Annotated in this window: 19 protein-coding genes; 4 read left to right on the forward strand and 15 right to left on the reverse strand. The window is 72.9% G+C overall.

What is annotated here, in order from left to right:
* Window positions 1–3: 3 nt before the first annotated feature.
* On the reverse strand, window positions 4–816 hold the full coding sequence (pgeF, locus tag WME96_RS00190; RefSeq protein WP_437288166.1) for a peptidoglycan editing factor PgeF: 813 nt from the start codon (window positions 814–816) through the stop codon (window positions 4–6).
* Between the two features lie 86 nt (window positions 817–902).
* On the opposite strand from pgeF, the gene WME96_RS00195 reads away from it, so the two are divergent.
* Together WME96_RS00195 and WME96_RS00200 are read left to right on the forward strand one after the other, a co-directional pair.
* Complete coding sequence (locus tag WME96_RS00195; RefSeq protein WP_437288167.1) at window positions 903–2,105, forward strand: serine/threonine protein kinase; 1,203 nt, start codon at window positions 903–905, stop codon at window positions 2,103–2,105.
* 121 nt (window positions 2,106–2,226) lie between these two features.
* Window positions 2,227–5,163 carry a PBP1A family penicillin-binding protein gene (locus WME96_RS00200; RefSeq protein ID WP_437288168.1) on the forward strand — a complete coding sequence of 979 codons (2,937 nt, stop codon included), beginning with the start codon at window positions 2,227–2,229 and terminating at the stop codon, window positions 5,161–5,163.
* Window positions 5,164–5,218: 55 nt separating this feature from the next.
* Here WME96_RS00200 and WME96_RS00205 read toward each other — a convergent pair whose 3' ends face one another.
* The 13 genes from WME96_RS00205 to fadI form a co-directional block, all read right to left on the reverse strand.
* Window positions 5,219–6,535 (reverse strand): alkaline phosphatase PhoX, encoded by a 1,317-nt coding sequence (locus WME96_RS00205; RefSeq protein WP_437288169.1) that lies wholly within the window; start codon window positions 6,533–6,535, stop codon window positions 5,219–5,221.
* A 151-nt stretch (window positions 6,536–6,686) separates the two neighbouring features.
* Entirely contained in the window at window positions 6,687–7,400 is a 714-nt protein-coding gene (locus WME96_RS00210) for a hypothetical protein (RefSeq protein ID WP_437288170.1), read from the reverse strand.
* A gap of 204 nt (window positions 7,401–7,604) precedes the next feature.
* Window positions 7,605–8,792 (reverse strand): zinc-dependent alcohol dehydrogenase, encoded by a 1,188-nt coding sequence (locus tag WME96_RS00215; protein WP_437288171.1) that lies wholly within the window; start codon window positions 8,790–8,792, stop codon window positions 7,605–7,607.
* Between the two features lie 5 nt (window positions 8,793–8,797).
* Window positions 8,798–9,595: an SRPBCC family protein gene (locus WME96_RS00220; RefSeq protein WP_437288172.1), complete on the reverse strand. Its 798-nt coding sequence runs from the start codon at window positions 9,593–9,595 to the stop codon at window positions 8,798–8,800.
* A 308-nt stretch (window positions 9,596–9,903) separates the two neighbouring features.
* A complete protein-coding gene (locus WME96_RS00225; protein ID WP_437288173.1) occupies window positions 9,904–10,941 on the reverse strand; it encodes a tetratricopeptide repeat protein in 1,038 nt (345 codons plus the stop codon).
* Window positions 10,928–12,343, reverse strand: a complete 1,416-nt coding sequence (locus WME96_RS00230) for a serine/threonine-protein kinase (RefSeq protein ID WP_437288174.1) — start codon at window positions 12,341–12,343, stop codon at window positions 10,928–10,930. The genes WME96_RS00225 and WME96_RS00230 overlap by 14 nt, the downstream gene beginning before the upstream one ends.
* 178 nt (window positions 12,344–12,521) lie before the next feature.
* Window positions 12,522–13,502, reverse strand: a complete 981-nt coding sequence (locus tag WME96_RS00235; protein WP_437288175.1) for a M14 family metallopeptidase — start codon at window positions 13,500–13,502, stop codon at window positions 12,522–12,524.
* A gap of 176 nt (window positions 13,503–13,678) precedes the next feature.
* Complete coding sequence (speB, locus tag WME96_RS00240) at window positions 13,679–14,734, reverse strand: agmatinase (RefSeq protein ID WP_437288176.1); 1,056 nt, start codon at window positions 14,732–14,734, stop codon at window positions 13,679–13,681.
* Window positions 14,735–14,742: 8 nt separating this feature from the next.
* The gene (locus tag WME96_RS00245) at window positions 14,743–15,519 is read right to left on the reverse strand and encodes a lysophospholipid acyltransferase family protein (protein WP_437288177.1); all 777 of its coding nucleotides are present in this window, start codon (window positions 15,517–15,519) and stop codon (window positions 14,743–14,745) included.
* A gap of 12 nt (window positions 15,520–15,531) precedes the next feature.
* Window positions 15,532–16,089, reverse strand: coding sequence for a GNAT family N-acetyltransferase (locus tag WME96_RS00250; protein WP_433932581.1), 558 nt, complete (start codon window positions 16,087–16,089; stop codon window positions 15,532–15,534).
* 162 nt (window positions 16,090–16,251) lie between these two features.
* On the reverse strand, window positions 16,252–17,232 hold the full coding sequence (locus WME96_RS00255) for an SDR family oxidoreductase (protein WP_437288178.1): 981 nt from the start codon (window positions 17,230–17,232) through the stop codon (window positions 16,252–16,254).
* A gap of 222 nt (window positions 17,233–17,454) precedes the next feature.
* Window positions 17,455–19,683: a fatty acid oxidation complex subunit alpha FadJ gene (fadJ, locus tag WME96_RS00260; protein ID WP_437288179.1), complete on the reverse strand. Its 2,229-nt coding sequence runs from the start codon at window positions 19,681–19,683 to the stop codon at window positions 17,455–17,457.
* Entirely contained in the window at window positions 19,680–21,026 is a 1,347-nt protein-coding gene (fadI, locus tag WME96_RS00265) for an acetyl-CoA C-acyltransferase FadI (protein ID WP_437288180.1), read from the reverse strand. The genes fadJ and fadI overlap by 4 nt, the downstream gene beginning before the upstream one ends.
* 288 nt (window positions 21,027–21,314) lie before the next feature.
* On the opposite strand from fadI, the gene WME96_RS00270 reads away from it, so the two are divergent.
* Both WME96_RS00270 and WME96_RS00275 read left to right on the forward strand, forming a co-directional pair.
* Entirely contained in the window at window positions 21,315–21,524 is a 210-nt protein-coding gene (locus WME96_RS00270) for a hypothetical protein (protein WP_155798347.1), read from the forward strand.
* Entirely contained in the window at window positions 21,521–21,727 is a 207-nt protein-coding gene (locus WME96_RS00275) for a hypothetical protein (protein WP_437288181.1), read from the forward strand. The genes WME96_RS00270 and WME96_RS00275 overlap by 4 nt, the downstream gene beginning before the upstream one ends.
* Window positions 21,728–22,019: 292 nt before the next feature.
* Here WME96_RS00275 and WME96_RS00280 read toward each other — a convergent pair whose 3' ends face one another.
* Window positions 22,020–23,960 carry a CBS domain-containing protein gene (locus WME96_RS00280; RefSeq protein ID WP_437288182.1) on the reverse strand — a complete coding sequence of 647 codons (1,941 nt, stop codon included), beginning with the start codon at window positions 23,958–23,960 and terminating at the stop codon, window positions 22,020–22,022.
* Window positions 23,961–23,973 lie beyond the last annotated feature (13 nt).

Here is a 23,973-nt window from a genome sequence, read left to right on the forward strand (position 1 = left end):
GTTCTAGCCGATGATGGTACGGCCGGCGACGATCGCGGAAAGCAGCCGGCCGCTCCGCTGTCCGTCGCGCCGGTAGGAGAAGAAGCGGGCGGGGTCACACGCGGTGCACCCGCTGACGTCGTCGATCCGCGCCGCGTCGAGCCCGACCTCGGCGAGCTGGGCCTTGAGGATGCTCCGGACGTCGACGTGCGGGCGCGCGGCGGAGGCGCCGCGGACGACGGCGGATCCGCCGGCGGCGGAGCAGGCGGCGAGTTCGGCGGCGACGTCGTCGCCGACCTCGAAGCAGCACGCCTCGATGTGCGGGCCGATCGCGGCGACGAGATCGGCGTCGAGGCCGGCGAGCGATCTCAGCGCGCGGACGGCCTCCACGACGACGCGGAGCACGGTGCCGCGCCAGCCGCTGTGGACCGCGGCGACGGCGCCGCTCCGGCGGTCGGCCAGGAGGATCGGCGCGCAGTCGGCGCTGCGGACGCCGCAGCCGACCCCGGCCACGCGCGAGAGGGTGACGTCGCCCACCTCGCGGACGACGTCGTCGCGATCCTCGTCGCCGGTGAGCACGCGCGCCGCGACGCCGTGGACCTGGCTGAGGTAGTAGAGCCGCGCCGCAGGGATCCCGAGGCGGCGCGCGGCGCGCTCCAGGTTCTCGCGCACGGCGGCGGGATCGTCGCCCAGCGCGACGGCGAAGCTCAGGGTGTCCCACGGGGGGGCGCTGACCCCGCCGCGCCGGGTGAAGAAGGCGTGCGAGAAGCCGGCGGCGGCGAGGAGCGGGCTCCCGAGCGCCTCGGCCGCCCCGGGGGCGTCCAGTTTTGCGGTCATTTGTCCTGTCACGGCGCGATCGACGCGTCGGCTGCTTCGGTCATAGACGATACGGGTGGGTTGCGTGGTATTTTCCCGCTCCACGCATGGCCGCCGGTCCGGACCCGAACATCGGTCGAGATCTGCTCGGGGGGCAGTTCCAGATTCTTCAGAAGATCGGCTCCGGCGGCATGGGGTCGGTCTACAAGGCCGCACAACCGGCGATGAACCGGATGGTGGCGGTGAAGATCCTCCACCCCAAGCTCGCGAACCGAAAAGATCTCGTCTCTCGCTTCCGCCGCGAGGCGCGGGCGATGAGTCATCTCACGCACCCGAACACGGTGAAGGTGCTGCTCTACGGCGAGCTCGAGGACGGCTCGCTGTACATCGTCATGGAGTACCTGGAGGGCAAGAACCTGAACCAGGTGGTCCGGAAGGAAGGGCCGCTGCCCGTCGAGCGCGCGATCCCGATCCTCATCCAGGTCTGCGGCGCCCTGCAGGAAGCGCACATCCAGGGGATCGTGCACCGCGACCTGAAGCCCGAGAACATCTTCCTGTCGACCAACGGCGGGCTGAAGGACTACCCGAAGGTGCTCGACTTCGGGCTCGCGAAGGTGACGGAGCGCGAGCTCAGGCCGGGGTCGGTGATGCTCACGCAGGAGGGCATGGTCTTCGGGACGCCGGAGTTCATGTCGCCCGAGCAGGCGCAGGGCAAGGTGCTCGACGCGCGCAGCGACATCTACTCGCTGGCGACCATCCTCTACGAGGTGCTCACGGGCAAGCTGCCGTTCGAGGCGCGCACGCCGATGGAGTACATCCAGCACCACGTGACCAAGAACCCGATCCCGCTCGACGAGCGCGTCCCCGGGAAGCAGTTCCCGCACGGGCTCGCGGCGGTGCTCGGCAAGGCGCTCGAGAAGCGGCCCGAGGACCGGTTCGAGTCGGCCGCGGAGTTCGCCGACGCGCTCAAGCCGTTCGCGGGCGGCGCGGGCAAGGGCTACACGGCGATGATGCCGAAGAACGCGAACGCGGTGCTCGATCAGGCGGCGAAGCAGCACGCCGCCGCGCTCCAGGCGAACAAGGCGCCTGCGTCGACGTTCAAGTCGCCGGCGAAGACGGTGAAGATGATGCAGCAGCCGCCGGCGCCGGCCGCCAAGCCGGCGCCCGCGCCCCTGGCCAAGACGCCGACCAAGGCCGATACGCCGGCCAGGGCCGAGGCGAAGCCGCTGCTGCTCGTCGGCATCGCGGCGGGGTGCCTGATCGCCGGCATCCTGATCACCATCGTGGCCATGCGGCTGTTCCAGGGCTGATCCGCGGCCGCTGCGCCCCAGGATCGAGGCGATCCCGCGCGGGCGTGCTAGCGTCGCCGCGCCGGCGCGCCGGGCGCTCTGGATGCGCATCGCATGCGCCAGCGTTCACGGGGACGGCGTCATGGCCTCGGAGCAATCAGGGAACCCTGGGGGAAACGGGAACGATCCGATCGGCAAGGCCGATCCGCCGCGGCGCGCCTCGGAGCCGCCGCGGAGGACATCGGAGCCGCCGCGGCGCGCGTCGGAGCCGGCGTGGCGCGGGTCGGAGCCGCCACGGCATGGGTCGGAGCCGGCGTGGCGCGGGTCGGAGCCGCCACGGCATGGGTCGGAGCCGGCGTGGCGGGCGTCGGAGGCGCCGCGGCGGGCGTCCGAGCCGCCGCGGGTAGCGTCGGAGCCGCCGGCGCGGAGGTCCGGGGCGCCGGGGCGAGGGAGCGAGCCGCCGCAGCGGATCAGCGCGGGGGCGCGGCCGATCAGCGCGCCGCACCTCGAGGGCGCGCCGCTCCCGCCGGACGGGGCGGCCGCGCAGGACAGGAACGCCCGGCTCGCGACCTGGGCGAAGCGCATCGGGATCGCGCTCGCGGCGCTGCTCGTCCTCGCCGGCGTCGCGGTCGTGCTCGTCGTCCAGCACTACGAGGCTGACCTGCCCTCGACCCGCGAGCTCAAGGACTACCGGCCCCCGCAGGTGACGCGCATCCTCGCGCGCGACGGGACGCGCCTCGGCGAGCTCTTCACCGAGCGACGCACCGTGGTGCGCATCGGCGAGATCCCGAACCAGGTGAAGCTCGCCGCGCTCGCCGCCGAGGACGCCGGCTTCTACGAGCACGCAGGGCTGAACTACCTCGGCATGCTCCGCGCGCTCGCGGTGAACCTCCGCTCGACCCAGACGAGGCAGGGCGCGAGCACGATCACCCAGCAGGTCGTCAAGAACGTCCTGCTCACGCCGGACCGGACCTACGGCCGCAAGGCGCGCGAGATCATCCTGGCCCGCAGGATCGAGCAGGAGCTCACGAAGGACGAGATCCTGGAGCTCTACCTCAACAAGATCTACTTCGGCCACGGCCGCTACGGGGTCGAGGAGGCGAGCCGGTACTACTTCGGCAAGGGCGTGCGCGACGTGACGCTCGCCGAGGCCGCGCTGCTCGTCGCCGTCGTGAAGGGGCCGTCGGTGTACTCGCCCCGCGTGAACCTCGAGCGCGCCGTGGGGCGGCGCGACTTCGTGCTCGATCAGATGCAGCGCAAGGGCTTCGCGGACGAGATCCTGGTCGAGCAGGCGAAGCGTGAGCCGGTGGTGCTCGCCATCGAGACCGAGTCGCTCGCGGAGCTCGCGCCCGAGGTGGTCTCCGAGGCGCAGCGCGTGCTGCGCGAGGTCGCGGGGCCCGCCGCGCAGCAGGGCGGCTACACGATCACGACGACGATCGATCCGGCGATGCAGGCGGCGGCGCGCGCGGCGGTCCGCAAGAACCTCGACGCGTACGCGAAGCGGCACAAGCTGTTCGGGCCGCTCGCGCGGGCCAAGAAGGAGCCGGCGCCGTTCGAGGGGACGCCCTCCGGCCACAAGGTCTTCCGGGGGATCGTCACGGGCGCCGACGACGCTCGAGGGACGCTGTCCGTGCGGGTAGGCACCGTCGAGGGCACGGTCTCGCTCCGCGGCGCGCAGCGGTACAACCCGAACGGGCTCGTGCCGAGCAAGTTCGCCGAGGTCGACAAGGTGGTGCGCGTCAGCCTGATCGGCCCGGCGCCGGAGCCGGTCGTCGCGGCCGCCGCGCCGGCCGAGGGGGACGACGAGGACGCCGCCGCCGGCGAGGCGAACCGCGCCGCGCCCGGGGGCAGCGCGGCGAAGCCCGCGGCGCCGGTGCCGATGCGGCTCGAGCTCGGGCCGGAGGGGGCGCTCGTCGCGATCGACGTGCGGACGCGCGAGATCGTCGCGCTCGTCGGCAGCTACGAGGCGGTGCGCGGCGGGCTCGACCGCGCGACGTTCGCGCGGCGGCAGCCAGGGTCGACGTTCAAGGCGTTCGTGTACGGCTACGGGATCCACGCGCGCACGCTGACGCCGGCGACGATCCTGGAGACCAACCCGTCGGTCGTCTCCGGGTACAACCCGCAGAACCACGACGAGAGCGAGGGGAAGTCGCCCGCGCGGCTGCGCGAGGCGCTCGCGCAGAGCGTGAACGTGGCCGCGGTGTCGGCGCTGTCGCGCGTCGGCGCCTCGAACGTGGTCGCCTTCGCGGGCGCGCTCGGCGTCCAGTCGAAGCTCGGCGCGGACCTGTCGCTCGCGCTCGGCGCGTACGAGGTGACGCCGCGCGAGATGGCGGCCGCGTACGCGAGCATCGCCGCGGGCGGCGTCCAGGAGCAGCCGGTCCTCATCACGAAGATCGTCGGGCCCGGAGGCGTGGAGATCCCGCTGCCGCCGCGCCCGCCGGCGCACCGCGTGATGGAGGAGGCCGAGGCGTACGTGCTCACGAGCCTGCTGACGTCGGTCGTGCAGACCGGGACCGCGAGGCAGGCGCGCTCGCTCGGGCGGCCGATCGCCGGCAAGACGGGGACGACGAACCAGTCGAAGGACACGTGGTTCGTCGGCTACTCGACCGACATCGCCTGCGCGGTGTGGACCGGCTACGACGACGCGGCGCCGCTCGGCAAGGGCGAGGCGGGCGCCACGTCGGCGCTGCCGGCATTCGTCGATTTCATGAAGCAGGCGCACGCGAAGCGCCCGGCGGCCGACTTCCCGGTGCCGAGCGGCGTGGTGCGCGTGAAGATCGATCCGGCGACGGGGCTCCTCGCGCGCGAAGGGCAGGAAGACGCGATCGAGGAGGTGTTCGTCGCCGGCACGGAGCCGGCCGAGGAGGCGCCGATCCCCGAGGCGGACGCGGGCGCGGAGGCCCCGGACGGCGGCGCTCCGGAAGATCTGCAGGGCGTCGTGCCGGCGCCGGGCGAGGGGCCACAGCCGGCCACGGCAGCGCCGGGAGCGGCGACAGCGCCGCCGACGCCCGCCGAGTCGGAGCACGCGCCGGAGCCGGGGCCGCTGCCGGCGGGCGACCCGGCGCCGCCGCCGTTCTGAGGGGCGCCGCCCTGACGCGCTGGCCGGAGCCCGGCGCGGGCGCCGCCCTGGCGCGCTAGCCGGCGCCCGGCGCGGGCGGGCCGCCGGGACCGGCGGCGACGCCGGGGAACGGGCCCGTCACGGCGAGCGTGAGGCCGTCTTCCTGCATGTTCAGGAACAGCGCCCTGCCGTCGGGCGAGAAGCACACGCCGGCGAGCTCGCCGAGGCTCCGCGCGTTGTGCGCGAAGTCGAAGACCTGCCCGTCCACGGTCAGGCCTCGGACGAAGTTCCCGAGCGGGCCGTCCTCCACGAGGAAGAGCTCGCCCCAGGGAGCGACGGTGATGTTGTCGGGCATGTCCAGCGCGTCCCGATCGGTCGCGTGCGCGAGGAGCTCGATCGTGCCGCCGTCTCCCTCGGGGACCACCTGGAAGATCTGCCCGGCGCCGGCCGGGCCGCCGGTCGTCGCGCTGAAGTACACGGCGCCTTGCGAGAGGCAGATGCCCTCGCCGCGCCGGAAGACGGCGGCCCCCTTGGCCCGGGCCTGCTTCCGGACCGTGTCGTCCTTCGGATCGGGATCGTCGATGTCCACCCACGCGATCGCGCGCGGATCCCTCGGAGCCCAGTCCGAGGTGTCGACGCCGCGCTCCCCGACGACGCCGAGCGCCTGGAGCTTGCCCTGGAACGGCGCCGCGGGGTCCGCAGGCTTGAAGCGGTAAAAGCAGCCGTCCGTGCGATCCTCGGTCAGGTACGCGACGCTCGTCGCAGGATCGACGACCGCCGCCTCGTGGTAAAAGCGGCCGTAGCCCGTCAGGCGCTGCGGCGGCGCCACCCGCGACGCGGTCGCCGGGCACACGAAGACGTAGCCGTGGCGCGCGTCGACGTTCTCCTCGCAGGTGAGCCAGCCCCAGGGGCTCAGGCCGCCCGCGCAGTTCCGGTTGGTGCCGGCGAGCACGAGGTTGCTCGAGCGGCGCTCGAACGTCGCCGCGTCGAGCACGAGCCGCGTGACGCCGCCCATGCTGGCGGCGTCGTACGCCTCCGCCGGCGCGCTCTGGCCCGATTTGTAAGGGCCGATCGCCCTGTCCGCCGGCCCGTTCTCGTGATTCCTGAGCAGGACGACGGTGCTGTCGGGTCCAGGAAAGCACCCCATTCCGTCCGGTCGGCCGGGCACCCGATAGCCGTCGTCCATGTCGGCGCCGGCGCGCTCGAGAATCCGGTAAGTGAAGCCCGGCGGAAGATCGAGGATGCCCGCGGGATCGCGCTCGAGCGGCCCGAACCGGCCGACCGCCCGGGACCGCGTCCTTCGCGAGAAGATCAGGGAGAACGGCAGGGCCAGCGTCGCGACCGCCGCCCCGCCGAAGCGCAGGAACGATCGCCTCGGGACGCGTCGTCGCATGAGGATTATGTATGTCAGCGAGCGGTCCGGCGAAAGCCGTCGACCCCGCGCGTCACGAGGCTCGTCCTGCGCTGGCGCGGAAGCAGAGGAGGTCAGCGGGCCTGTCGCGTCGCGAGAGCGCCTGTCGGGAGCTCACGCGACCCTCCTGGCCTCACCCGGCCTGGGATCCGTCGGAACCGGCGGGGACCTGGACCTTCGCGGATGCGCGGCCGATGAGCCGGCGCAGGATCTGCTTCGCGCCGATCGCCCCGCCCGCCCCCACGGCGAACACGAGGGGCGCCGCCGCGCCGCCCGTCACCGCGACGAGGCCCGCCGCGAGCAGCACGCCGGCGCCGGTCGCGACCGCGCCCGTCGAGGCCTCCTGGGCCGCGTGCGCGAGCGCTTCCTTCCTGGTCATCTGGCCTCGCTGGTAGGCCGTGATCCCCTCGTACGCGCCGAAGGCGCCCTCGATGACGAACCCGATCCCGGCCGCCTTGCCCGCGCCCTTCAGGACCTCCCGGCCGGCGGTCTTCATCGCCTCGCGGGCGAGCGCCTTGGCCGCCGCAGCGGACGCGCCGTCGGCGAGCGCCGCCTGGCCGGCCTGCCGCGCCGCCTCGTGGACGACGAGCGCGCCCGCCTGCTTGCCGCCCTGATCGACGATGATCTTCGCCGCCGCCGTCGCCTGCGAGCCCAGCGAGAGCCCCGGCGCGAACGCGTCCACGACCGCCGTGGTGTTCTCGACCATCGCGCGCCGCAGGCCTTCCCGCGCGCCCTCGTCGAGGAGCCCCTTGCCCGCCGTCGAGAACAGCGCCTCTGCCGCCCCGCGCACGGCGACCGCGCCGCTCCCTGCAACCGAACCAAGGATCTTGTTTCGTCGTGAGCTCATCTCGACCTCTGCGTCTCGCGCGTTTTCGCCTCGAGAAGGGGTAGCGCCCCGGGGCGGAAAGACAAGCTCAGCGCCGCGCGCCAGCGGGCGCCGCGCGCGGGCGAGATCCGTCCCCGCGCACCGGCGTGACGATGAGCTCGTCCGAGTGCGGCAGAGGCGGCGTGTCACGGCGCGCGGCGCCGATCGTCGCGCTGCCGCGCCGGATCAGGCGCTCGCCGTGGCCGCCGGCGTGAAGACGACGCGCACGCAGCCGTCCTGCTTCTTCTTGAAGAGCTGGTATCCGCGCGGGCCGTCCTCGAGGCGCATCGGGTGCGTCACGAGGAACGAGGGATCGATCTCGCCGCGCTCGATGTGCTCGAGCAGGCGCGGCATGTAGCGCTGCCCGTGCTGCTGCCCCATCCGGAAGACGAGGCCCTTGTTCATGGCCGCGCCGAGCGGGAACTTGTCGATGAAGCCGCCATAGGCGCCGACGATCGACACCGTGCCCCCCTTGCGGCACGCCATGATCGCCTGGCGCAGCGCGATCGGACGATCCGTCTCGAGCCGCATCGCCTGCTTGGCGCGGTCGTAGGCGTACTCGAGGCCGCTCCCGTGCGCCTCCATCCCGACCGCGTCGATGCACGCGTCAGGGCCGCGGCCCCCCGTCATGTCGCGGAGCGCCTCGTGCACGTCGACCTCGTCGCAGTCGAGCACCTCCGCGCGGCCGCGCTCCCTGGCCAGCCGGAGGCGCTCGGGGATCCGGTCGATGGCGATCACCCGCTCCGCGCCGAGCAGGTAGGCGCTGAGGATCGCCATCAGCCCGACGGCGCCGGCGCCCCAGACCGCGATCACGTCGCCGGGGCGGATCCCGCACAGGTCCGCGCCCATGTAGCCCGTCGGCAAGGCGTCGGACACGAACAGCGCGCGCTCGTCCGGGACCCCGTCGGGGACCTTGAAGGCGCCCTGGTCGGCGAACGGGACGCGGACGTACTCGGCGTGGCTGCCGGCGATGCCGCCGAACGCGTGGCTGTAGCCGAAGATCGCCGCGGTCGTGTCGCCGTAGGCCTCGTCGAGCACGGCGTGGCCCGGGTTCGAGTTGTCGCAGAGCGACCAGAGCTCGTGCTCGCAGTAGAAGCAGCGCCCGCAGCCGACGATCGAGCAGACGACCACGCGATCACCCCTCTTCAGCTTGCTCACGTCGGGGCCGACGTCGACGACCTCGCCGATGAACTCGTGGCCGAGGATGTCCCCCTTCTTCATCGTGGGCACATACCCGTCGAGCAGGTGCAGATCGGAGCCGCACACGGACGACATGCGGACGCGGACGATGGCGTCGTGCGGCGCGAGGATCCGCGGATCCGGCACCGTCTCGACGCGGAGATCGTTCACCCCGTTCCAGCAGAGCGCGCGCATACGCCTCACCCCCTCAGCACGGCCGACCTGCGGCCGCTGGGCTGCCCCTCGATCGTCGGGATCTCGCCCGCCTCCATGAGCTGCTTGAAATGGCGGAGGTCGTCCCGGAGCTGCTGATCCGGCTCCTCGCCGAAGATCTTCGCGACCGCCCGGCCGAGCGCGCCGGCCGGCGCCGCGTAGTCGATCGTCACGTGGACCTCGGTGCCGCGGCCGCCAGGCGCCGGGATGAACCGCACCGAGCCCGCGTTGTGGATGTCCGCCGGCTCGCGGGACCGCCACGCGATGAGCTGGTTCTCCCGGACGTCGATGATCTCCGCCTGCCAGGACACCGACCCGCCGCCGGGGGCCCTCGCCGTCCACAGGGAGCGCCTGCCGTCGATGACCTCCACGCGCGTGAGGTGCTCCATGAAGCGCGGCAAGTTCTCGAAATTACGCCAGAATTGGTAGAGCTCGTCCGCGGGCCGCGCGATGGTCACCGAGCGCGAGACGCGCGTCGTCGCGGGCGCCAGCGCGCCGATCAGGCGGCCGGCGCGCTGGCCGACGCGGAGCAGCGGCGCGCGCGGCGCGGCGCGATCGTCGGGCGAGCGGGCCGGCCTCTCGCCGCTCGAGACGCCGCGCTGGATCAGCGCGCCGCCCGCGAGCGCGAGCAGCAGGCCGGGCACGCTGCGGCGCGCGAGCCCGTACGCCACGAGGGCGCTGCCGCCGAGCGTGGAGAGCCAGCGCTGCGCCGGTCCTCTGGTCTTGCCGGGCCGGGCTCGCTCGGCCAGCGGCGGCACCTCGGAGATCGGTTCGAGCATCGTCATGGCACCACTCCTCCCCTCCGGACACTGGGTCAGCCCGCCTGCGAGGGCCGACGAGCTCCTCCGCCGCCGGCGAGCGCTGCCTCACGCCGCCGCGCGGCGCGCGACCTCGTCAGGGCGCGGCTCGAGAGGGCAGTGCGCCCTGTGCACGCGCAGACGTCAGCTCCTGTTCGCGGCAGGACGAGGCAAGGCCCGCGCCCGACCCGCGCGTCACGGACGCCGCTGCGCGCGCGCGGCGTGGACGCGCCGCGCGCGCGTCGAGGGCGCTCGGCCCGCCGCGCCGGGGCGCTGCGCGCGCTCGCGCGACGACGTCAGAACCTCACGCGCAGGCGCGAGCCGAGGCCGCCCGGCCACGGCGCGAGCGAGAGCTCGGCCGACTGCAGCGCGCCTCGCGCCGCGGACGCGGGCGCGCCTTGCGCCGCCGACGCGGGGCCGGGAGGGCTCAGCAGGAGCAGCGTCACGCCGGCGCCGATGCCGACGAGCCCGACGCCGGCGAAGACGCCGGCGAGCGTCGAGGCGGTCCTGCCCGTGTCGTAGTCCCCCTGGAGCGACGGCGGGCACACGTACGCGCCGTCGCCGGCCGGGGAGCAGCCTTCCTCGACCGCGGACACCGCGCCGGCGCGCACCGCCAGCGCGACCACGGTCGCGATCGCGCCCGCGCCGCCGACGCCGAGCGCGACGTAGCCGCCCGTGCGCACGGCGCTGGAAGACGGCGGCGGGGCGGGCGCGCCCGGGGCGGCGGGCGCGTCGCGCGCCGTGATCGGCGGGGGCACGGTGAGCGTGACGACCCGCTGGGCGCCCGGCGTGAGCTCGACCCGCTCCGTGAGCGGCGCGGCGCCGCCGTAGAACAGCTCGACCGTGTGCGCGCCGAGATCGCGCTCGAGCTCGACGCCGAGGAGCCTTGGGTCGAGGGGCTTGCCGTCCAGCGCCACCTGGACCTGCCGCCCCTCGGCGCCCTGCACCTTCAGGGTCAACGTCCCGACCTTGCTGCCGAGCGCCCGGTAGCGGAGCTCGGCGTCCTCGCTCCACCCCGCGTACTTCGCCTCGGTGGACTGGAGCGCGGCGCGCCGGAGATCCCACCAGTCGCGCCGCGCCGAGGCATAGAGGCCGAGCGCCTCCTCGCACTCGGCGATGTTCCGCAGGGCGCCGAGCCCCTCGGGGTAGATCTCCAGCGCGCTCCGGAAGGCGATGATCGCCTGCTCGCACTGGCCGGCGCCCCGCAGCTCGCGGCCGCGGGCGAACAGCGTCTTCGCGTCCTCCTCGGCCCCGGCGGCGAGCGCAGGCGCCGGCGCCGCCGCGAGCAGGGCGGCGGTGCAGAGCGTGAGGAGCTGTCGCTCAAAGGATCTCACTCTTGTCGATCTCCTTGCGGCGCCGGGACGCGGGGGGCGGGGGCGGCGACGAGGGCGCGGCCGTCGCCGTCGCGCGGGGAGCTGCCCCGCCACCGGCGGGACGGGGCTGGGCCCCGCGCGGCTGCCCAGGCGCGGCCGCCGGGGCGGGCGGAGCGGACTCCTCGGTCGGAGCCTCGGCAGGCTGCCCCGCCGCGCCAGGCGGCTGCTGCGGCGGTCGCGGCGGCGGCGGGCGCAGCGCGACCTCCTGGAGCGCGCCGCGCAGGGCGGGGGACAGGCGCCGCGCAGGGCGATCCGCGCGCGGCGGGTCGAGCAGGCTCCACGCGAGCGCGGTCGCGCCCACGAGCGTGCCGAGGCACGCCACCGCCACCGCGACCATCGCCGCCGGCCGCCGCGCCAGCGGGACCTCCGCGGGCGGCTCGGGCGGCGGCGGCGGCGGCGCCGAGAGCGCGGCGCGGTAGGCCTGGACCATCTCGCGGATCGAGGCGAACCGCTGCGCCGCATCCTTCGCGAGGGCGCGCGTGAACCAGCCGTCGAGCCCCTGAGGGAGCGACCGCCGGACCTTGGTGACGGGCTCGAAATCGCGCGTGCTCACCGCGACGATGAGCTCGGCGATCGTGTTGCCCTGGAAGGGCGGCCAGTCCGTCAGCACCTCGTAGGCGAGCACGCCGAGCGCCCAGATGTCGGCCCGCGCGTCGACCGAGAGCGGCGTGGCGAGCTGCTCCGGGCTCATGTAGTTCGGCGAGCCCAGCATCACGTCGGCGTCCGTCTCGCGCGGCCGATCGAGGCCGAGGTTGCCGTGCAGCGCCTTGGCGATGCCGAAATCCGCGACCTTCACGGTGAGCGCCGCGCCGGGCTCGTCGAGGAGCATCACGTTGGACGGCTTGAGGTCGCGGTGGACGATGCCCATGTCGTGCGCGACCGTGAGCGCGTCAGCGATCTGATCGAGCACGTCCGCGAAGCGGCCCGGATCGATCGGCCCCTTCTCGTTCAGCTCGGCGAACAGCGTCCGCCCCCGGATGTACTCCATCACCAGGTAGGGGACGTCGTCGTGGATGCCGGCGTCGTGCACGGCGACGATGTGCCGCGTGCGCGCGCCCAGGCGGGCCGAGATCTGCGCCTCGAAGCGGAACCGCTCGAGCACGGTGCGGCACCGATCCGGGTCGCCGGTGAGCGCGAGGCTGAGGAACTTGATGGCGAGCTCGGTCTTGAGCGTGACGTGGACGGCGAGCCAGACCTCGGCCATGCCCCCGCGCCCGAGCGGCCGGAGGAGCCGGTACTTGCCGTCGACGACCTCCCCCGCGACGTGCTGCCAGATGTCGGACTCGTCCGCGCTGGCCGGTCCTTCCGCCGCGCTCGGGCTGACCCGGAGGGTCGTCGGCATGCGGGATGAGGCGGCGCTCACACCCGGAAGGATAGTGGATGCCACGCGCGGGACTGGCACTATTCGACAGCGATCGCCGTCGGCTCCCCTCCGGCCAGCGCGGGGCGGCGGTCCACCGCGCCCCGGAGAGCGCGCGCGGATGTGCCGGACTGCGCGCTCTCCGGCGCACGGTGGACCGCGGGAGCGCGCGCCGGGCGCGTCACTCCGCGGCGTCTGCCAGGAGCTCCGCCGGCGCCGCGTCGGGCTGCGGGGCCGCCCTGCCCACGCCGCGGTCGAGCGCGTCGCAGAGGAGCGCGCCCACGCCGGGGACCACGTTGTCGATCGCCTCGTCGGCCTCGCGCGGGTTCAGCCACCAGAACGGGTTGAGCAGCCGGGGGAGATCGCGGAAGGAGCGGGCGGGACGGCTGACCTCCACCGTGAGGGCGAGGGTGCCCAGGTTGGCGTCCAGCCAGTCGTCCATGTCGCCGATCGTCGGGTACCAGTGCGCCGCCTGCCGCACCTCGTACCGATCGCGCGGCAGCGCGCGGCAGAAGGCGTCGCCGAGCGCCCGGTAGAGCGGCCCGCGCGGGTTGGGCGCGTCGGTGTGCGCCCAGGGATAGAGCAGGAGGTTGCCGCAGCTATGAAAGCCGAGCGCGAGCGCGGGCCTCGTCTCCAGCGCGACGTCGCGCACGGCGCGCGACTCGGGCTCCGAGAACGCGTGGGGACCTGTGTAGTGCGGCGACCACCGGAGCCGCGAGCCCGCGAACGGGTGCAGCGGCCGCGACGGGGACAGCGGCGCGAAGTTCCGGTTCAGGTCCACGCCGCGGGCATTGCACCGCTGCGACGCCAGCCGCTCGCCGCGGAGGCGATCCAGGTTCTCGGCGAACGCGTCGGGGTTGACCACCGGCAACACGACGAGCCGCGCGCGCGCCGCGGCGCCCGCCCTTCCGCTCGCCAGGATCGACCGGACCGCATCGAGCAGCGCGAGCCCGCCGATCACCTCGATCCCGTGCATGAGCGACGTCAGCAGGAACGTCGGGCCCAGCGGATCGCCGAAATCGAACCGCCGCAGCGGCTTCCCATCGGCGGACGTCCCGACCGTCATCTCCCGTCCGCCGTGAGCGCGCGCGAGGCGCGTCCAGGCGTCGTCCAGGTGCAGAAGCTCGGCATAGCGGCCGGAGAGAGCGGGCGATCGTGTCATTCCAGTGTCTCTGATGTGACACCGGAGTGGCGACTGGCGCCAGCGCATTGAGCCGCCGCGCTGCGCTTCGGGGCGGTTCTGTTCTCCCTCTCGTCGCCTTCGTTCTCGTCCTCCTCGCCGTCGTCCTCGTCAGCTTGGCCGCCATCGTCGGCTTCGTGAGATTCAGGTCATGCGCTTCAGGTCCGACGAGCGCTGAGCGCGCTCGGGCTCGCGCTCTGGCTCGCGTTCTGGCCGCCCTGGCCCTGAGCGCTCTGCCTGACGCTCTGCCCGACGCTCAGATTGCCCTTCTTCATCGCGGCGAGGGCGAGGCCCTCGAACAGGAGGTGCGCGCCGAGATGAAGGGTGATGTCGGCGTGGTCGAGCGCGGGGCACACCTCGACGAGATCCATGCCCACCAGGTTGATCCCCGCGAGGCCGCGGAGGAGCTGGATCGCCTCGCGTGCGCTGAGCCCGCCGGGCACGGGCGTGCCGGTGCCCGGGGCGTAGGCCGGGTCGATCCCGTCGATGTCGAAGGACACGTGGACGGGCGCCTCGCCGACAGCAGCCTTGATGGCGGCCGCGACCGCGGGAGCGCCGTCCCAGTCGATCCGGTCCATGCTGTAGAGGGTCGCCCCGGCGTGCGCCGCGAAGGCGCCCTCCTCCGGGTGGCCCCACGTCGCGCGCACGCCGACCTGATGGAGATCGCCCCGGCCGATCAGCCCCTCATCGATCGCATTGCGGAACGGGGTGCCGTGGTGGAACGGCTCTCCCCACACCTCCGAGGTGCTTGTGTCGAGGTGCGCGTCCACGTGGACGACCGCGACCGGGCCGTGGCGGCGAGAGAGCGCGCGGAGCACCGGGAGCGCGATGGAGTGATCGCCGCCGACGACGAACGGGATCGCGCCGGCGGAGAGCACCTCGTCGACCGAGGCCTGGACTTGCTCGCGCACGGAGTCGGCGTGAAACGGGGGGAAAGGCACGTTGCCGCCGTCGAGCACGGTGAGCGTGCGGAACACGTCGACGCGGTGGCCGGGGTGATACGACTGCACGAGCGCGCTCACGCGGCGCAGCTCGTAGGGGGCGAACCGCGTGCCCGGACGGTACGTGACGCTCCCATCCCACGGGACCCCGAGGATTACCGCGTCGGCGCCGGCGTAGGCCGAGGCGCCGGACTCCTGGAAAGCCGCGGTCGGGAGGCGGAAGAACGGCGTCTGCCCGTGCCTCAGGTAGGCGGCTGCTCGTTGTTGCGACATGAGATCTCCTACAGATTCAAGAGGTCCAGGATCACCGCGCGGGCGCGCGCCGCGACGTCCGCCGCGCCGCCGTGCTCGCCGAGCGGCGGGCCGAAGGTGATGCAGGCGCGCGCCTCGCGGCGCCTGGAGAAGCGGAGGTAATGAGGAAGGAAGGTGTCGTCGCCGGCCCAGCAGAGCTCGGGCGCGTCGTAGGTGATGGCCGCGGGCACGACGGGGACACCCGCGATCCGGGCGACACCGAAGATGCCTTTGCGGAAGGGGAGGACCTCCTCTCCCCGGGTGGTGGAGCCCTCCGGGAAATTCAGCACCGGGACGCCGTGGCGCAGGGCGCGGAGCGCGCTCCGGAGCACGCGCGCCCCGCTCTCCGGCCGCCGGCGGTCGACGAGCAGCACGCCGAGCTCGCGGGCGCGATCGCCGATGATCGGCCAGCCGCCGATCTCCTGCTTCGCGATGGCGGTGCAGGGGGTGAGCGAGGCGAGGAGGATCGGATCGAGGTAGCTGACGTGGTTCGCCACGATCACGAAGGGCGGCGCGGGGAGGGCGCCGGTGACGTGGACGCGCAGGGCATGGAGCGCGCAGAGCTCCCTCGCGGTCCCGTGCAGGAGGCGGGCTCTCTCTCGATGGCGCAGGGCGGGCAGCTCGGGCAAAAGGCTGGTCCGGACCGCGGTGTCGAGCGCGAGGCCCATCACGCCGGAGACCCGGCTGGCGACGGACAGCGCCTCGGTCCAAAGCCGGTCGCCCGGCCCGGGGCGGCGGACGTCGTCCAGCGGAGCGGTGGTCGTCATGGTCGGTCCGCCTCAGGCCACCGCGGCGATCCCGCCGCTCTCCGCCGGGCGCGGCTCGCGCGCCTCGGCGCGATCCATGAGCCCCACGCGCTCGAAGCGGCCCCTGAGGGCCAGGAACGCGTCGCGATCGATGCGCGAGATGATGCGCGGGTGTCCGGTGCCGTAGAAATCGGGGCGGACCTCGATCTCCTTGGCGCCGAGCATGGCGTGGAGCGCCCGCGCGGCGTGGTTGTCCTCCTCGACGGTGAACCAGCACGACTCGGCCCATCCGAGGATCGACCCGACGAACGCGCGGAGCAGCGTGTGCGTCGCGCGCGAGCCCTGGTACTCGGGCAGGACGGCGAGGGTCGTGCAATAGACCTCCTTGCCGCGTGCGAAGGAGAGCAGGTAGCCGGCGGGCTTGCCCGCGGCCTCGACCAGGAAGCAGGAGTCCCTGAAGAAGTCGCAGCAGAGACGGATGTAATACCGCCCGAGCTCGCCCTCGCCCGCGCCTCCGAAGAGCGCCGCTTCCAGGTCCATCAGCGTCGAAAAGTCATCGCTTCGGAGCGTGCGCGCCACATAACGGCTCATCGTTGCGCCTCCTTATCTCGATTGAATCGTTCGGTGGGCGCAGCATGCCGGTAGTCCGTGGAGAACACGTCACAGGAGTCCCGAGGTTGGGAGACACGCCGGGGACGGCGACGCGTCAGGACGGCTGGGGAATCGCGTACGGAAGGTGCCAGCGCGGCGATGTCATCGTGGCCTGACGCGCTCGATCACCGCGGACGAGGCCGCGAGCGCGAGCCGGCCGGCCGCGCGGGCGGCGTCGAGGAGCGCGGCGATCCCCGAGGTCGAGCGCCATCCGCCGCTGATCCCGTTCCAGTGCTTCATGGGCTCGAAGATGTTGCCGTCGGTGTGGGGCGCCGCGCGGTCGAGGAAGGTCGCCCTCGTCACGTACGCGGCGATCACCGGCTCGGTGAGCCCCGGGAAGAGGGCGAGCGCCGTGGCGGTGAAGCGGCCCGCGCCGCCGACGTACACCTCGGGCCTCGGCCGCTCGGCGAGCGAGACCATCGCCTTCACGACCTGCTCGGGGCGCAGCACCGGCGGGATCGGCTGGACGGCCCGGCCGGTGTAATTGCCGGCGTGCTGGTAGATCGGGGTGTCGACCGCCGAGGGCAGGAGCGAGCAGACGTGGATGTCCGGGGCGCCGGAGAGCTCCTGTCGAAGGGAGGAGGTGAGGCCGAGGATACCGAACTTGGAGGCCACGTAGGCGCTCATGGTCGGCGCTCCGAATTTTCCGAGGGCAGAGACGTTGTTGATGAGCACCCCGGCGCCCTGCCTGCGGAAATAGGGCAGCGCGGCGCGCGCCCCGTGCACGTAGCCGAGCAGGTTCGTCTCGATGACCTGGCGGTAGGTCTCGTAGGGCGCCTCGTCCGCGCGCGCGTAGAGGAACACGGCGGCGTTGTTCACCCAGACGTCGATCCGGCCGAACGCCTCACACGCGGCGCGGGCGAGGTCCCTGACGGCGCACTCGTCCCGCACGTCCGTGGGCACGACGAGCGCCCGCGCGCCGACGCTCGCGCATTCGGCGGCGACCTCCTCGAGCGCCGCCGCGTTCCGTGCGGCGATGACCACCCGCGCGCCGCGCCGCGCGAACGCGATCGCCGCTCCCCTGCCGATACCCGAGGACGCCCCGGTGATGACGACCACGGCGTCGCGAACGCACTTCCGCATGACTGGCCCCCTCCCGCGCGGTTTGCCCTCGCCGGGGAGATGAGCAATGCGCGGGCCACGGGAGCTCCAGCGACGTGGCCGCTGTTGTCGAGAGCAACGGCGCGTGGTGAAAGAATGAAGAATTTGAAACGCAAAGGCGCAAAGACGCAAGGGGAAGAAATTCTCTGTCTCTTCCTTGCGCCTTTGCGCCTTTGCGCCTTTGCGTTAAATCTTTCTCTCTCTTCAGTTGTAGAAGGGCTTACCGGTCCTGGCCGCCTCGACGAGCGCCGGGGCGGGCGTCCAGCGCTTGCCGAAGCGGCGCTCGTAGACCTCGATGCGGCGGAGCACCTCCGCGGCGCCGAGGGTGTCGACGTAACGGAACGGGCCGCCGCGGAAAGGCGGGAAGCCGAGGCCGAAGATCGCGCCAATGTCGCCGTCGCGCGGGCTGCGCAGGATGCCCTCGCCGAGGCAATGCAGCGCCTCGTTCACGAGCTGGAGAGAGCACCGCATCTGGATCTCCTCGACTGGCACCGGCGGCTTGCCCTTCGCCTGCGGCACCGGCAGGCCGAGCACGGCGTACACGCTCTCGTCCGCGTGCTTCCCCTTGCCCCGCTTCTTCGCCGCCGCGCCGTACAGGTACATCCCGCGCTCGTTCTTGCGGCCCTTCCGGTCGTCGGAGACCAGCTTGGCCATCGTGGGAGGCGGCGCGAGCCGCTCGCCGAACGCTTCGATCATGATCGGGCCGACGTGCGCGGCCACGTCGATGCCCACCTCGTCGAGCAACGCCAGCGGGCCCACCGGCCAGCCCCACGCGACGAGCGCACGGTCGACCTGCTCGATCGCGACCCCCTCGGCCAGGAGCCAGCTCGCCTCGTTCATGTATGGACCGAGGATGCGGCTCGTGTAGAAGCCGACTCCATCGTTCACGACGATCACCGTCTTGCCCTGCCGCTTGCCGACCGCCACCGCGGTCGCGACGACCTCGGGAGAGGTCCTGTCCGTACGGATGACCTCGAGCAGCGGCATCTTGTGCACCGGGCTGAAGTAATGCATCCCGACCACGTTCTCCGGACGCCGCGACGCGGCCGCGATCCGCGCGATCGGGATCGACGACGTGTTCGACGCGAAGATGACGTCGTCCTTGCCGCTCGCCTCGACCTCGCGCACGACGGCGTGCTTCACCGCCAGATCCTCGAACACCGCCTCGATCACGAGGTCGGCGCCCCGCAGGCCCGAGGTGTCGGTCGTTGTCGTGAGCAGCGCGAGCTTCTGATCGCGCTCGAGCGCCGTGATCTGCTTCTTCTTCACCCGCTCGCCGAGGATGTCGGTCACGTACTTGAGCCCGCGGCCGAGCGAGACGTCGTCGCGGTCCTTCAGGCGCACCGCGATGCCGGCGTTCAGGCTGACATAGGCGATGCCAGCGCCCATCAGGCCGGCGCCGAGCATCGCGATCTTCTCGACCTTCCTCGGCTGCACGGACGGGTCGTCCACGCCGGTGTCCTTCTTCATCGCCGTCGTCGCGAAGAAGATCTCCATCAGCCGGTGCGCCGTGCTCGAGACGACCAGCTCCCCGAACGCCCGGGCCTCGACGTCCTTCGACGCCTCGAAGCCCCGCTCCGCATAGGTCCGCAGCACCTCGATGATCCGCTCGGGCGCCGGATAATGCCCGCCGGTTTTCTCCCGCGTCTTCTTCTGTGCTTGCTGGAAAAGTACAGACCGACCGATCGGATTCTGCTCGAGGGCAACCCGGGTGAGCGCGGCGGGGTCGAGCTTGGGCCCCTTCTTCGCGGCGGGCGCCGGGCGGAACGGCGGGCCGGCCGCAGCGAGCTTCAGCGCGAGCGCCGCGGCCGTCTCCTGCAGGATCGCCGCGGGGACCACGTCGTCGGCGACGCCGAGCTGCCGCGCCTTCGAGGGGCGCATGTTCTTGCCGGTGAGGCCGTGGTCGAGCGCCGCCTGCAGCCCGGCGCGCTCCGCCAGCCGCTGCAGGCCGTTGATGCCGGGGAGCAGGCCGAGCTGCACCTCGGGCAGGCCGAGCAGCGTCTTCCTGTCGTCGCTCAGCACGCGGGCGTGGCAGGCGAGCGCGACCTCGAGGCCGCCGCCGAGCGCGGCGCCGTGGATCGCTGCGACGATCGGCTTCGGCGAGCGCACGATCCGCAGCACCGCCTCGTGGCCCGCGCGGCAGATCGCCTCGGCCTGCGCGGCCGTGGTGACGCTCTTCAGCATGTCGATGTCGGCGCCCGCGATCCATGTGTCGGCCTTGCCGGACACGAGGATGGCCGCCTTGATGAGCGGGTCGCCCGCGATCCGGGCCGTGATCTGCTCGAGATCGCCGGCGAACGTGGGCTTCAGCGTGTTGACCGCCTCGCCCGGGACATCGTAGGTGATGACCGCCACGCCGTCGGCGCGGACGTCGAGGGAGAGCGGGCCGCGCTCCGCGGGCGCCTGCGTCGCGTGGTTGAACGTCGTCGTCATGCTGCCTCCAGGACCACGGCGGCGCCGAGGCCGCCCGCCGCGCACACGGTGAGGAGCGCGTGCTGACCGCCGCGCTTCTTGAGCTCGCGGAGCGTGGAGAGCACCATGCGCCCCCCCGTCGCCGCGAAGGGGTGGCCGAGCGCGATCGAGCCGCCGTTCACGTTGAGCTTCTCCGGGTCGACCTCGCCGACGGCCTCGGACCGGCCGAGCTTGTCGGCGGCGAACGACGGCGACGCGAGCGCCTTCAGGTTGGACGCGACCTGGGCGGCGAACGCCTCGTGCATGTCGACGAGATCCATGTCGGCGAGCGAGAGGCCCGCGCTGTCGAGCGCCCGCGGCACGGCGAAGACCGGCGCCATCAGGAGCTGCCAGCCCGGGTCGACCGCGGCGTAGGACCACGATTTGACGTACCCGAGCGGCTGGTAGCCGAGCGCCTTGGCCCTGGACTCGCGCATCAGGAGCAGCGCGCTCGCGCCGTCGGTGAGCGGCGACGCGTTGCCCGCGGTGATGGTGCCGTGGCGCCTGTCGAACGCCGGCGACAGCTTCGCGTACGCCTCGAGGGTCGAGTCGTCCCGGACCACGTTGTCGCGCTCGACAGGCCTGTCGTAGGGCGGGGGGATCACGTGCATGACCTCGGCCGCGTACGTGCCGTCGCGCCACGCGCGCGCGGCGTTCGTGTGCGAGCGGTGCGCGATCGCGTCCTGCTCCGCGCGCGAGATGCCGTTCTGCTTCGCCATCTTCTCGGCGGCCTCGCCCATCTGCTCGCCCGTGGTCGGCTCGCGCGAGAAGCCGGGGACCGGCGGCACGATGTCCTTCAGCGAGAGGCGGGAGAGGATCTGCAGCCGGGCGCCGAGCGTCCGGGCCTTCTGGAGCTCGGTCAGCGCGCCGGCGAGCTTGCGGGAGACGCCGAGCGGGACGTCGCTCATGCTGTCGGCGCCGCCGACGATCGCGACGTCGTGCTGGCCGGAGAGCATCGCCTCGGCGGCGCTCGTCATGGCCTGGAGCGACGTGGCGCAGGCGCGCGAGACGCTGTAAGCGTCGATGTCCCTGGGCAGGCCCGTGCGCAGCACGACCTCGCGCGCGATGTTGAGCCAGTCGAGCGTCGGCACCACCTGGCCGTAGACGACCAGCGTGACGTCGCGCGGGCTCACCTCGCTGCGCTGGATGAGCTCCTTGACCACCGTGGTGGCGAGATCGACGGTGCGCAGCGCCTTGAGCGACGTCCCCGCCTTGGTGAACGGCGTGCGCAGCCCGGCGACGACCGCCACGCGGTCCCCCTCGCCCTTGCCGTCGCTCGCCCCCCCGCTCTTGCCGCCGCCCTTGCCCTTCTTGCCTGAAGCCATGCCGACTCCTCCGCTGCCGGAGAGCCCGCCGCGGGCCTGCCCCGCGCGCCCCCGCGCAGTCCCCCGGATCCCGGCTCGCCAGAGCACGCCGGTCGGGCGGAGATCCCTTAGGTGGGCTAACGCGACGTGTCAACCTCGCCCGGGGAGGGGCGCGACGTGGACAACGCACGTCGCGCGGCGGGAAACACGCGAGGGGGAACACGCGTCGTGAGGATGCAGGTAGGACGGCCGGACGATCGCTGTCGTGAATTTGGCCTACACCGGCGCACCTCAATAGTGTGTTGGGCCATGCGGAAATTCATTCAATTCGGTTTGCTGGTCTGCAGCGCCTCGGCGATGGCCGGGTGTGCGACGTGGGCCACGGGCTCGGCGCCGGCCGGCCCGGGCTACGTGTATGTCACGGGGCACAAGAACAACATGCCTGCGATCTGGATGTGCCCTGATGCGCCGGGCAAGGCGGAGTGCAGCGAGGTCGAGATCACGGAGGCTGGCGAATGAAGAAGACTCTGATTCTCGGGGTGATGCTCGCGAGCCTCGGCGCGGTCGGCTGTCAGGGGGCCTACACGAGCATCCGGCAGATCGACGGGACGCACTACCAGATCACGCGCTCGAAGCAGGGCTTCTTCAAGACCACCGGCACGCTCCTCGACTGCCAGGCGCGCGGCGACGCGATGACCTGCACCGAGGTCAGCGACCTGTGAGCCGCGCGCGGAGCGCTGCTCCGCGCGTCGGTTCTGGATAGCGGTCGGTCGCGAGTGAAGAGTCAGAACGCAAAGGCGCGAAGGCGCAAAGGCGCAAAAAGACGTAAAGAGACGTAAAGAGACGTAAAGAGACGTAGAAGACCTCGAGAAGATCTTGTCTCGGCTTCTTATGGCGCCTTTGCGCCTTTGCGTCTTTGCGTCTTTGCGCCTTTGCGCCTTTGCGCCTTTGCGCCTTTGCGTTTCCTTCTTCACTCCGCCGCGATTTCTTCACTCCGCCGCCACGCGCGGCCGCTCATCCATCGCGCAGGAACGCCTCGAGCAGCCTCGCCGAGACGTCGAGGAGATCGCGCTCGGTCACGATGCCGACGAGCCGCTCGCCGGCGACGACCGGGAGGCAGCCGACGCGCTGCTCGCGCATGATCCGCATCGCCTCCAGGGTCGGCGTCTCGGGCGCGATCGTCACCGGATCGGGGCGCATGATGGACGCGACCGTGGGCGGGGCAGCGCCGTTCGGCGCCGCGGCGCCGCGGGTGATGAGGCGGAGCAGGGCGCGGTGCGAGACGACGCCGACGAGGCGGCCCTGGTCGTCCTCGACCGGCACGTGGCGCACGTGGCGCCAGTCCATGACGCTCGCGGCGAAGTCGACGATGTCCGTGGGGCGCACCGTGAAGAGATCGGTCGACATGAACTGGCCGACCGTCCGGTAGCTCTCGCGCAGGAGGTCGAGGTCGGGCTCGAGCGCGGCGGGCTCCCAGGTGTGCACCGGGCGTGCCGCGCCGCCGCCGCGGGCCTCCTCCTGCTGGCGGGCGAGCATCGCGGCGCAGAGCGCGCGGTGCTGCATCTCCGGGGTGCCGCGCCCGGCCATGGACGCGAGCGAGCCGAGCGCCCACTGGGCGCCGGTCTGGCCGCGGCGCACGCGCTCCTCGATGACGCCGAGGTAGCGGTCGACGTCCGCCGCGTCGATGCCGGCGGCCGAGAGGCCCGCGCGGGCGGCCGGGAGGAGGCGCGAGAGGACGAGCTCCGCGGCGGGCAGGCTCTGCCCGAACCAGGTGAGCTGCGCCTTGAGGCCGTGGCGCGCCGCCGCGAAGAAGTTCGCCTTGGCGTCCTCGAACGGCATCTCGAGGTCGACGCGCGGGTGCTCGGGGGCGAGGCCGGACATGAGGCCGAAGAAGAAGGCGGCGTTCGCGACCTCGTCGAGGACCGTGGGGCCCGCGGGCAGCGCGCGGCTCTCGACGCGCAGGTGCGCGACCCCGTCCGCGACGCCGTAGCAGGGGCGGTTCCAGCGATAGACCGTGCCGTTGTGGACGCGCAGGGCCTTGAGGTCCGGCACCTCGCCGCGCGCGAGAACGGCCGCGGGGGGCTCGCCGGTCTCGGCGGTCATGATCACGCGGAACCGGGCGATGTCCTCGCGGAAGAGCTCGAGCGCGCCCTCGCTCACCCAGCCGTCGCCGAAGTGCACGCGCGGCCGGTGCTGCCGGACGTCGCGATCGGTCGGGCGCGTGTCGATCGAGCTCTCGAAGAGGGCGATCCGCGTCTCGTGCCAGAGCCGCTGCCCGAGGAGCAGCGGCGAGTTGACGGCGGCGGCGAGGACGGGGGCGGTCACCACCTGGGCCAGGTTGTAGAGCGGCGCGAACTCCCGCGCGCCGACCTGGAGGTGGACCTGGAAGCTCGTGTTGCACGCCTCGAGCAGGATGTTGTCGTGCGTCATCTCGAGCTCGTCGAGCCCGTGGATCGACACGCGGAAGTCGCCCTGGCGGAGCTGGAGGAGCGCGCGGTTGAGCTCGTGGTAGCGCGGCGACGGCGTGAGGTTCTCGAGGCGGAGATCGCCGGCGCGCAGCGTGGGGAGGATGCCCGCGAGCAGGACGTCGGCGCCGACGGCCCGCGCGGCCTCGGCGGCCCGGCCGACGACGTCGGAGAGCTCGGCCTCGAGCCGCCGGAGGCAGTCGCCGCCGAACGGCAAGGGGCAGAGGTTCGCCTCCAGGTTGAAGCGGGCGAGCTCGGTGGTGAGCCGGGCGTCGGCCGCCCGATCGAGCACCTCGGGCGCGAGCGGCGCGGGCCGGAGCGCGCGGTCGACCAGGAACATCTCCTGCTCGGCGCCGATGCGGCGCACGCCCGACTCGATGCGGTCGTCGCGGAGGAGCTGCTCGAGCGCCTCCACGTCGTCGAGCAGCGCCCGCATGAAGGCCTGAAGCTGCTCCTCGTTCACCTGCTCGGAGACCTGATGCTCGCCCATCGCCGCCCCACCC

Origin of the sequence: Sorangium sp. So ce406, from assembly GCF_051474675.1 — a bacterium.
Taxonomy (GTDB): domain Bacteria; phylum Myxococcota_A; class Polyangia; order Polyangiales; family Polyangiaceae; genus Sorangium; species Sorangium cellulosum_G.

Bases quoted from the DNA above. Each gene is read 5' to 3' on its own strand.
- pgeF (WP_437288166.1), bottom strand. From the start codon at position 816: ATGACCGCAAAACTGGACGCCCCCGGGGCGGCCGAGGCGCTCGGGAGC.
- WME96_RS00195 (WP_437288167.1), top strand. From the start codon at position 903: ATGGCCGCCGGTCCGGACCCGAACATCGGTCGAGATCTGCTCGGGGGG.
- WME96_RS00200 (WP_437288168.1), top strand. From the start codon at position 2,227: ATGGCCTCGGAGCAATCAGGGAACCCTGGGGGAAACGGGAACGATCCG.
- WME96_RS00205 (WP_437288169.1), bottom strand. From the start codon at position 6,535: ATGCGACGACGCGTCCCGAGGCGATCGTTCCTGCGCTTCGGCGGGGCG.
- WME96_RS00210 (WP_437288170.1), bottom strand. From the start codon at position 7,400: ATGAGCTCACGACGAAACAAGATCCTTGGTTCGGTTGCAGGGAGCGGC.
- WME96_RS00215 (WP_437288171.1), bottom strand. From the start codon at position 8,792: ATGCGCGCGCTCTGCTGGAACGGGGTGAACGATCTCCGCGTCGAGACG.
- WME96_RS00220 (WP_437288172.1), bottom strand. From the start codon at position 9,595: ATGACGATGCTCGAACCGATCTCCGAGGTGCCGCCGCTGGCCGAGCGA.
- WME96_RS00235 (WP_437288175.1), bottom strand. From the start codon at position 13,502: ATGACACGATCGCCCGCTCTCTCCGGCCGCTATGCCGAGCTTCTGCAC.
- speB (WP_437288176.1), bottom strand. From the start codon at position 14,734: ATGTCGCAACAACGAGCAGCCGCCTACCTGAGGCACGGGCAGACGCCG.
- WME96_RS00245 (WP_437288177.1), bottom strand. From the start codon at position 15,519: ATGACGACCACCGCTCCGCTGGACGACGTCCGCCGCCCCGGGCCGGGC.
- WME96_RS00250 (WP_433932581.1), bottom strand. From the start codon at position 16,089: ATGAGCCGTTATGTGGCGCGCACGCTCCGAAGCGATGACTTTTCGACG.
- WME96_RS00255 (WP_437288178.1), bottom strand. From the start codon at position 17,232: ATGCGGAAGTGCGTTCGCGACGCCGTGGTCGTCATCACCGGGGCGTCC.
- fadJ (WP_437288179.1), bottom strand. From the start codon at position 19,683: ATGACGACGACGTTCAACCACGCGACGCAGGCGCCCGCGGAGCGCGGC.
- fadI (WP_437288180.1), bottom strand. From the start codon at position 21,026: ATGGCTTCAGGCAAGAAGGGCAAGGGCGGCGGCAAGAGCGGGGGGGCG.
- WME96_RS00270 (WP_155798347.1), top strand. From the start codon at position 21,315: ATGCGGAAATTCATTCAATTCGGTTTGCTGGTCTGCAGCGCCTCGGCG.
- WME96_RS00275 (WP_437288181.1), top strand. From the start codon at position 21,521: ATGAAGAAGACTCTGATTCTCGGGGTGATGCTCGCGAGCCTCGGCGCG.
- WME96_RS00280 (WP_437288182.1), bottom strand. From the start codon at position 23,960: ATGGGCGAGCATCAGGTCTCCGAGCAGGTGAACGAGGAGCAGCTTCAG.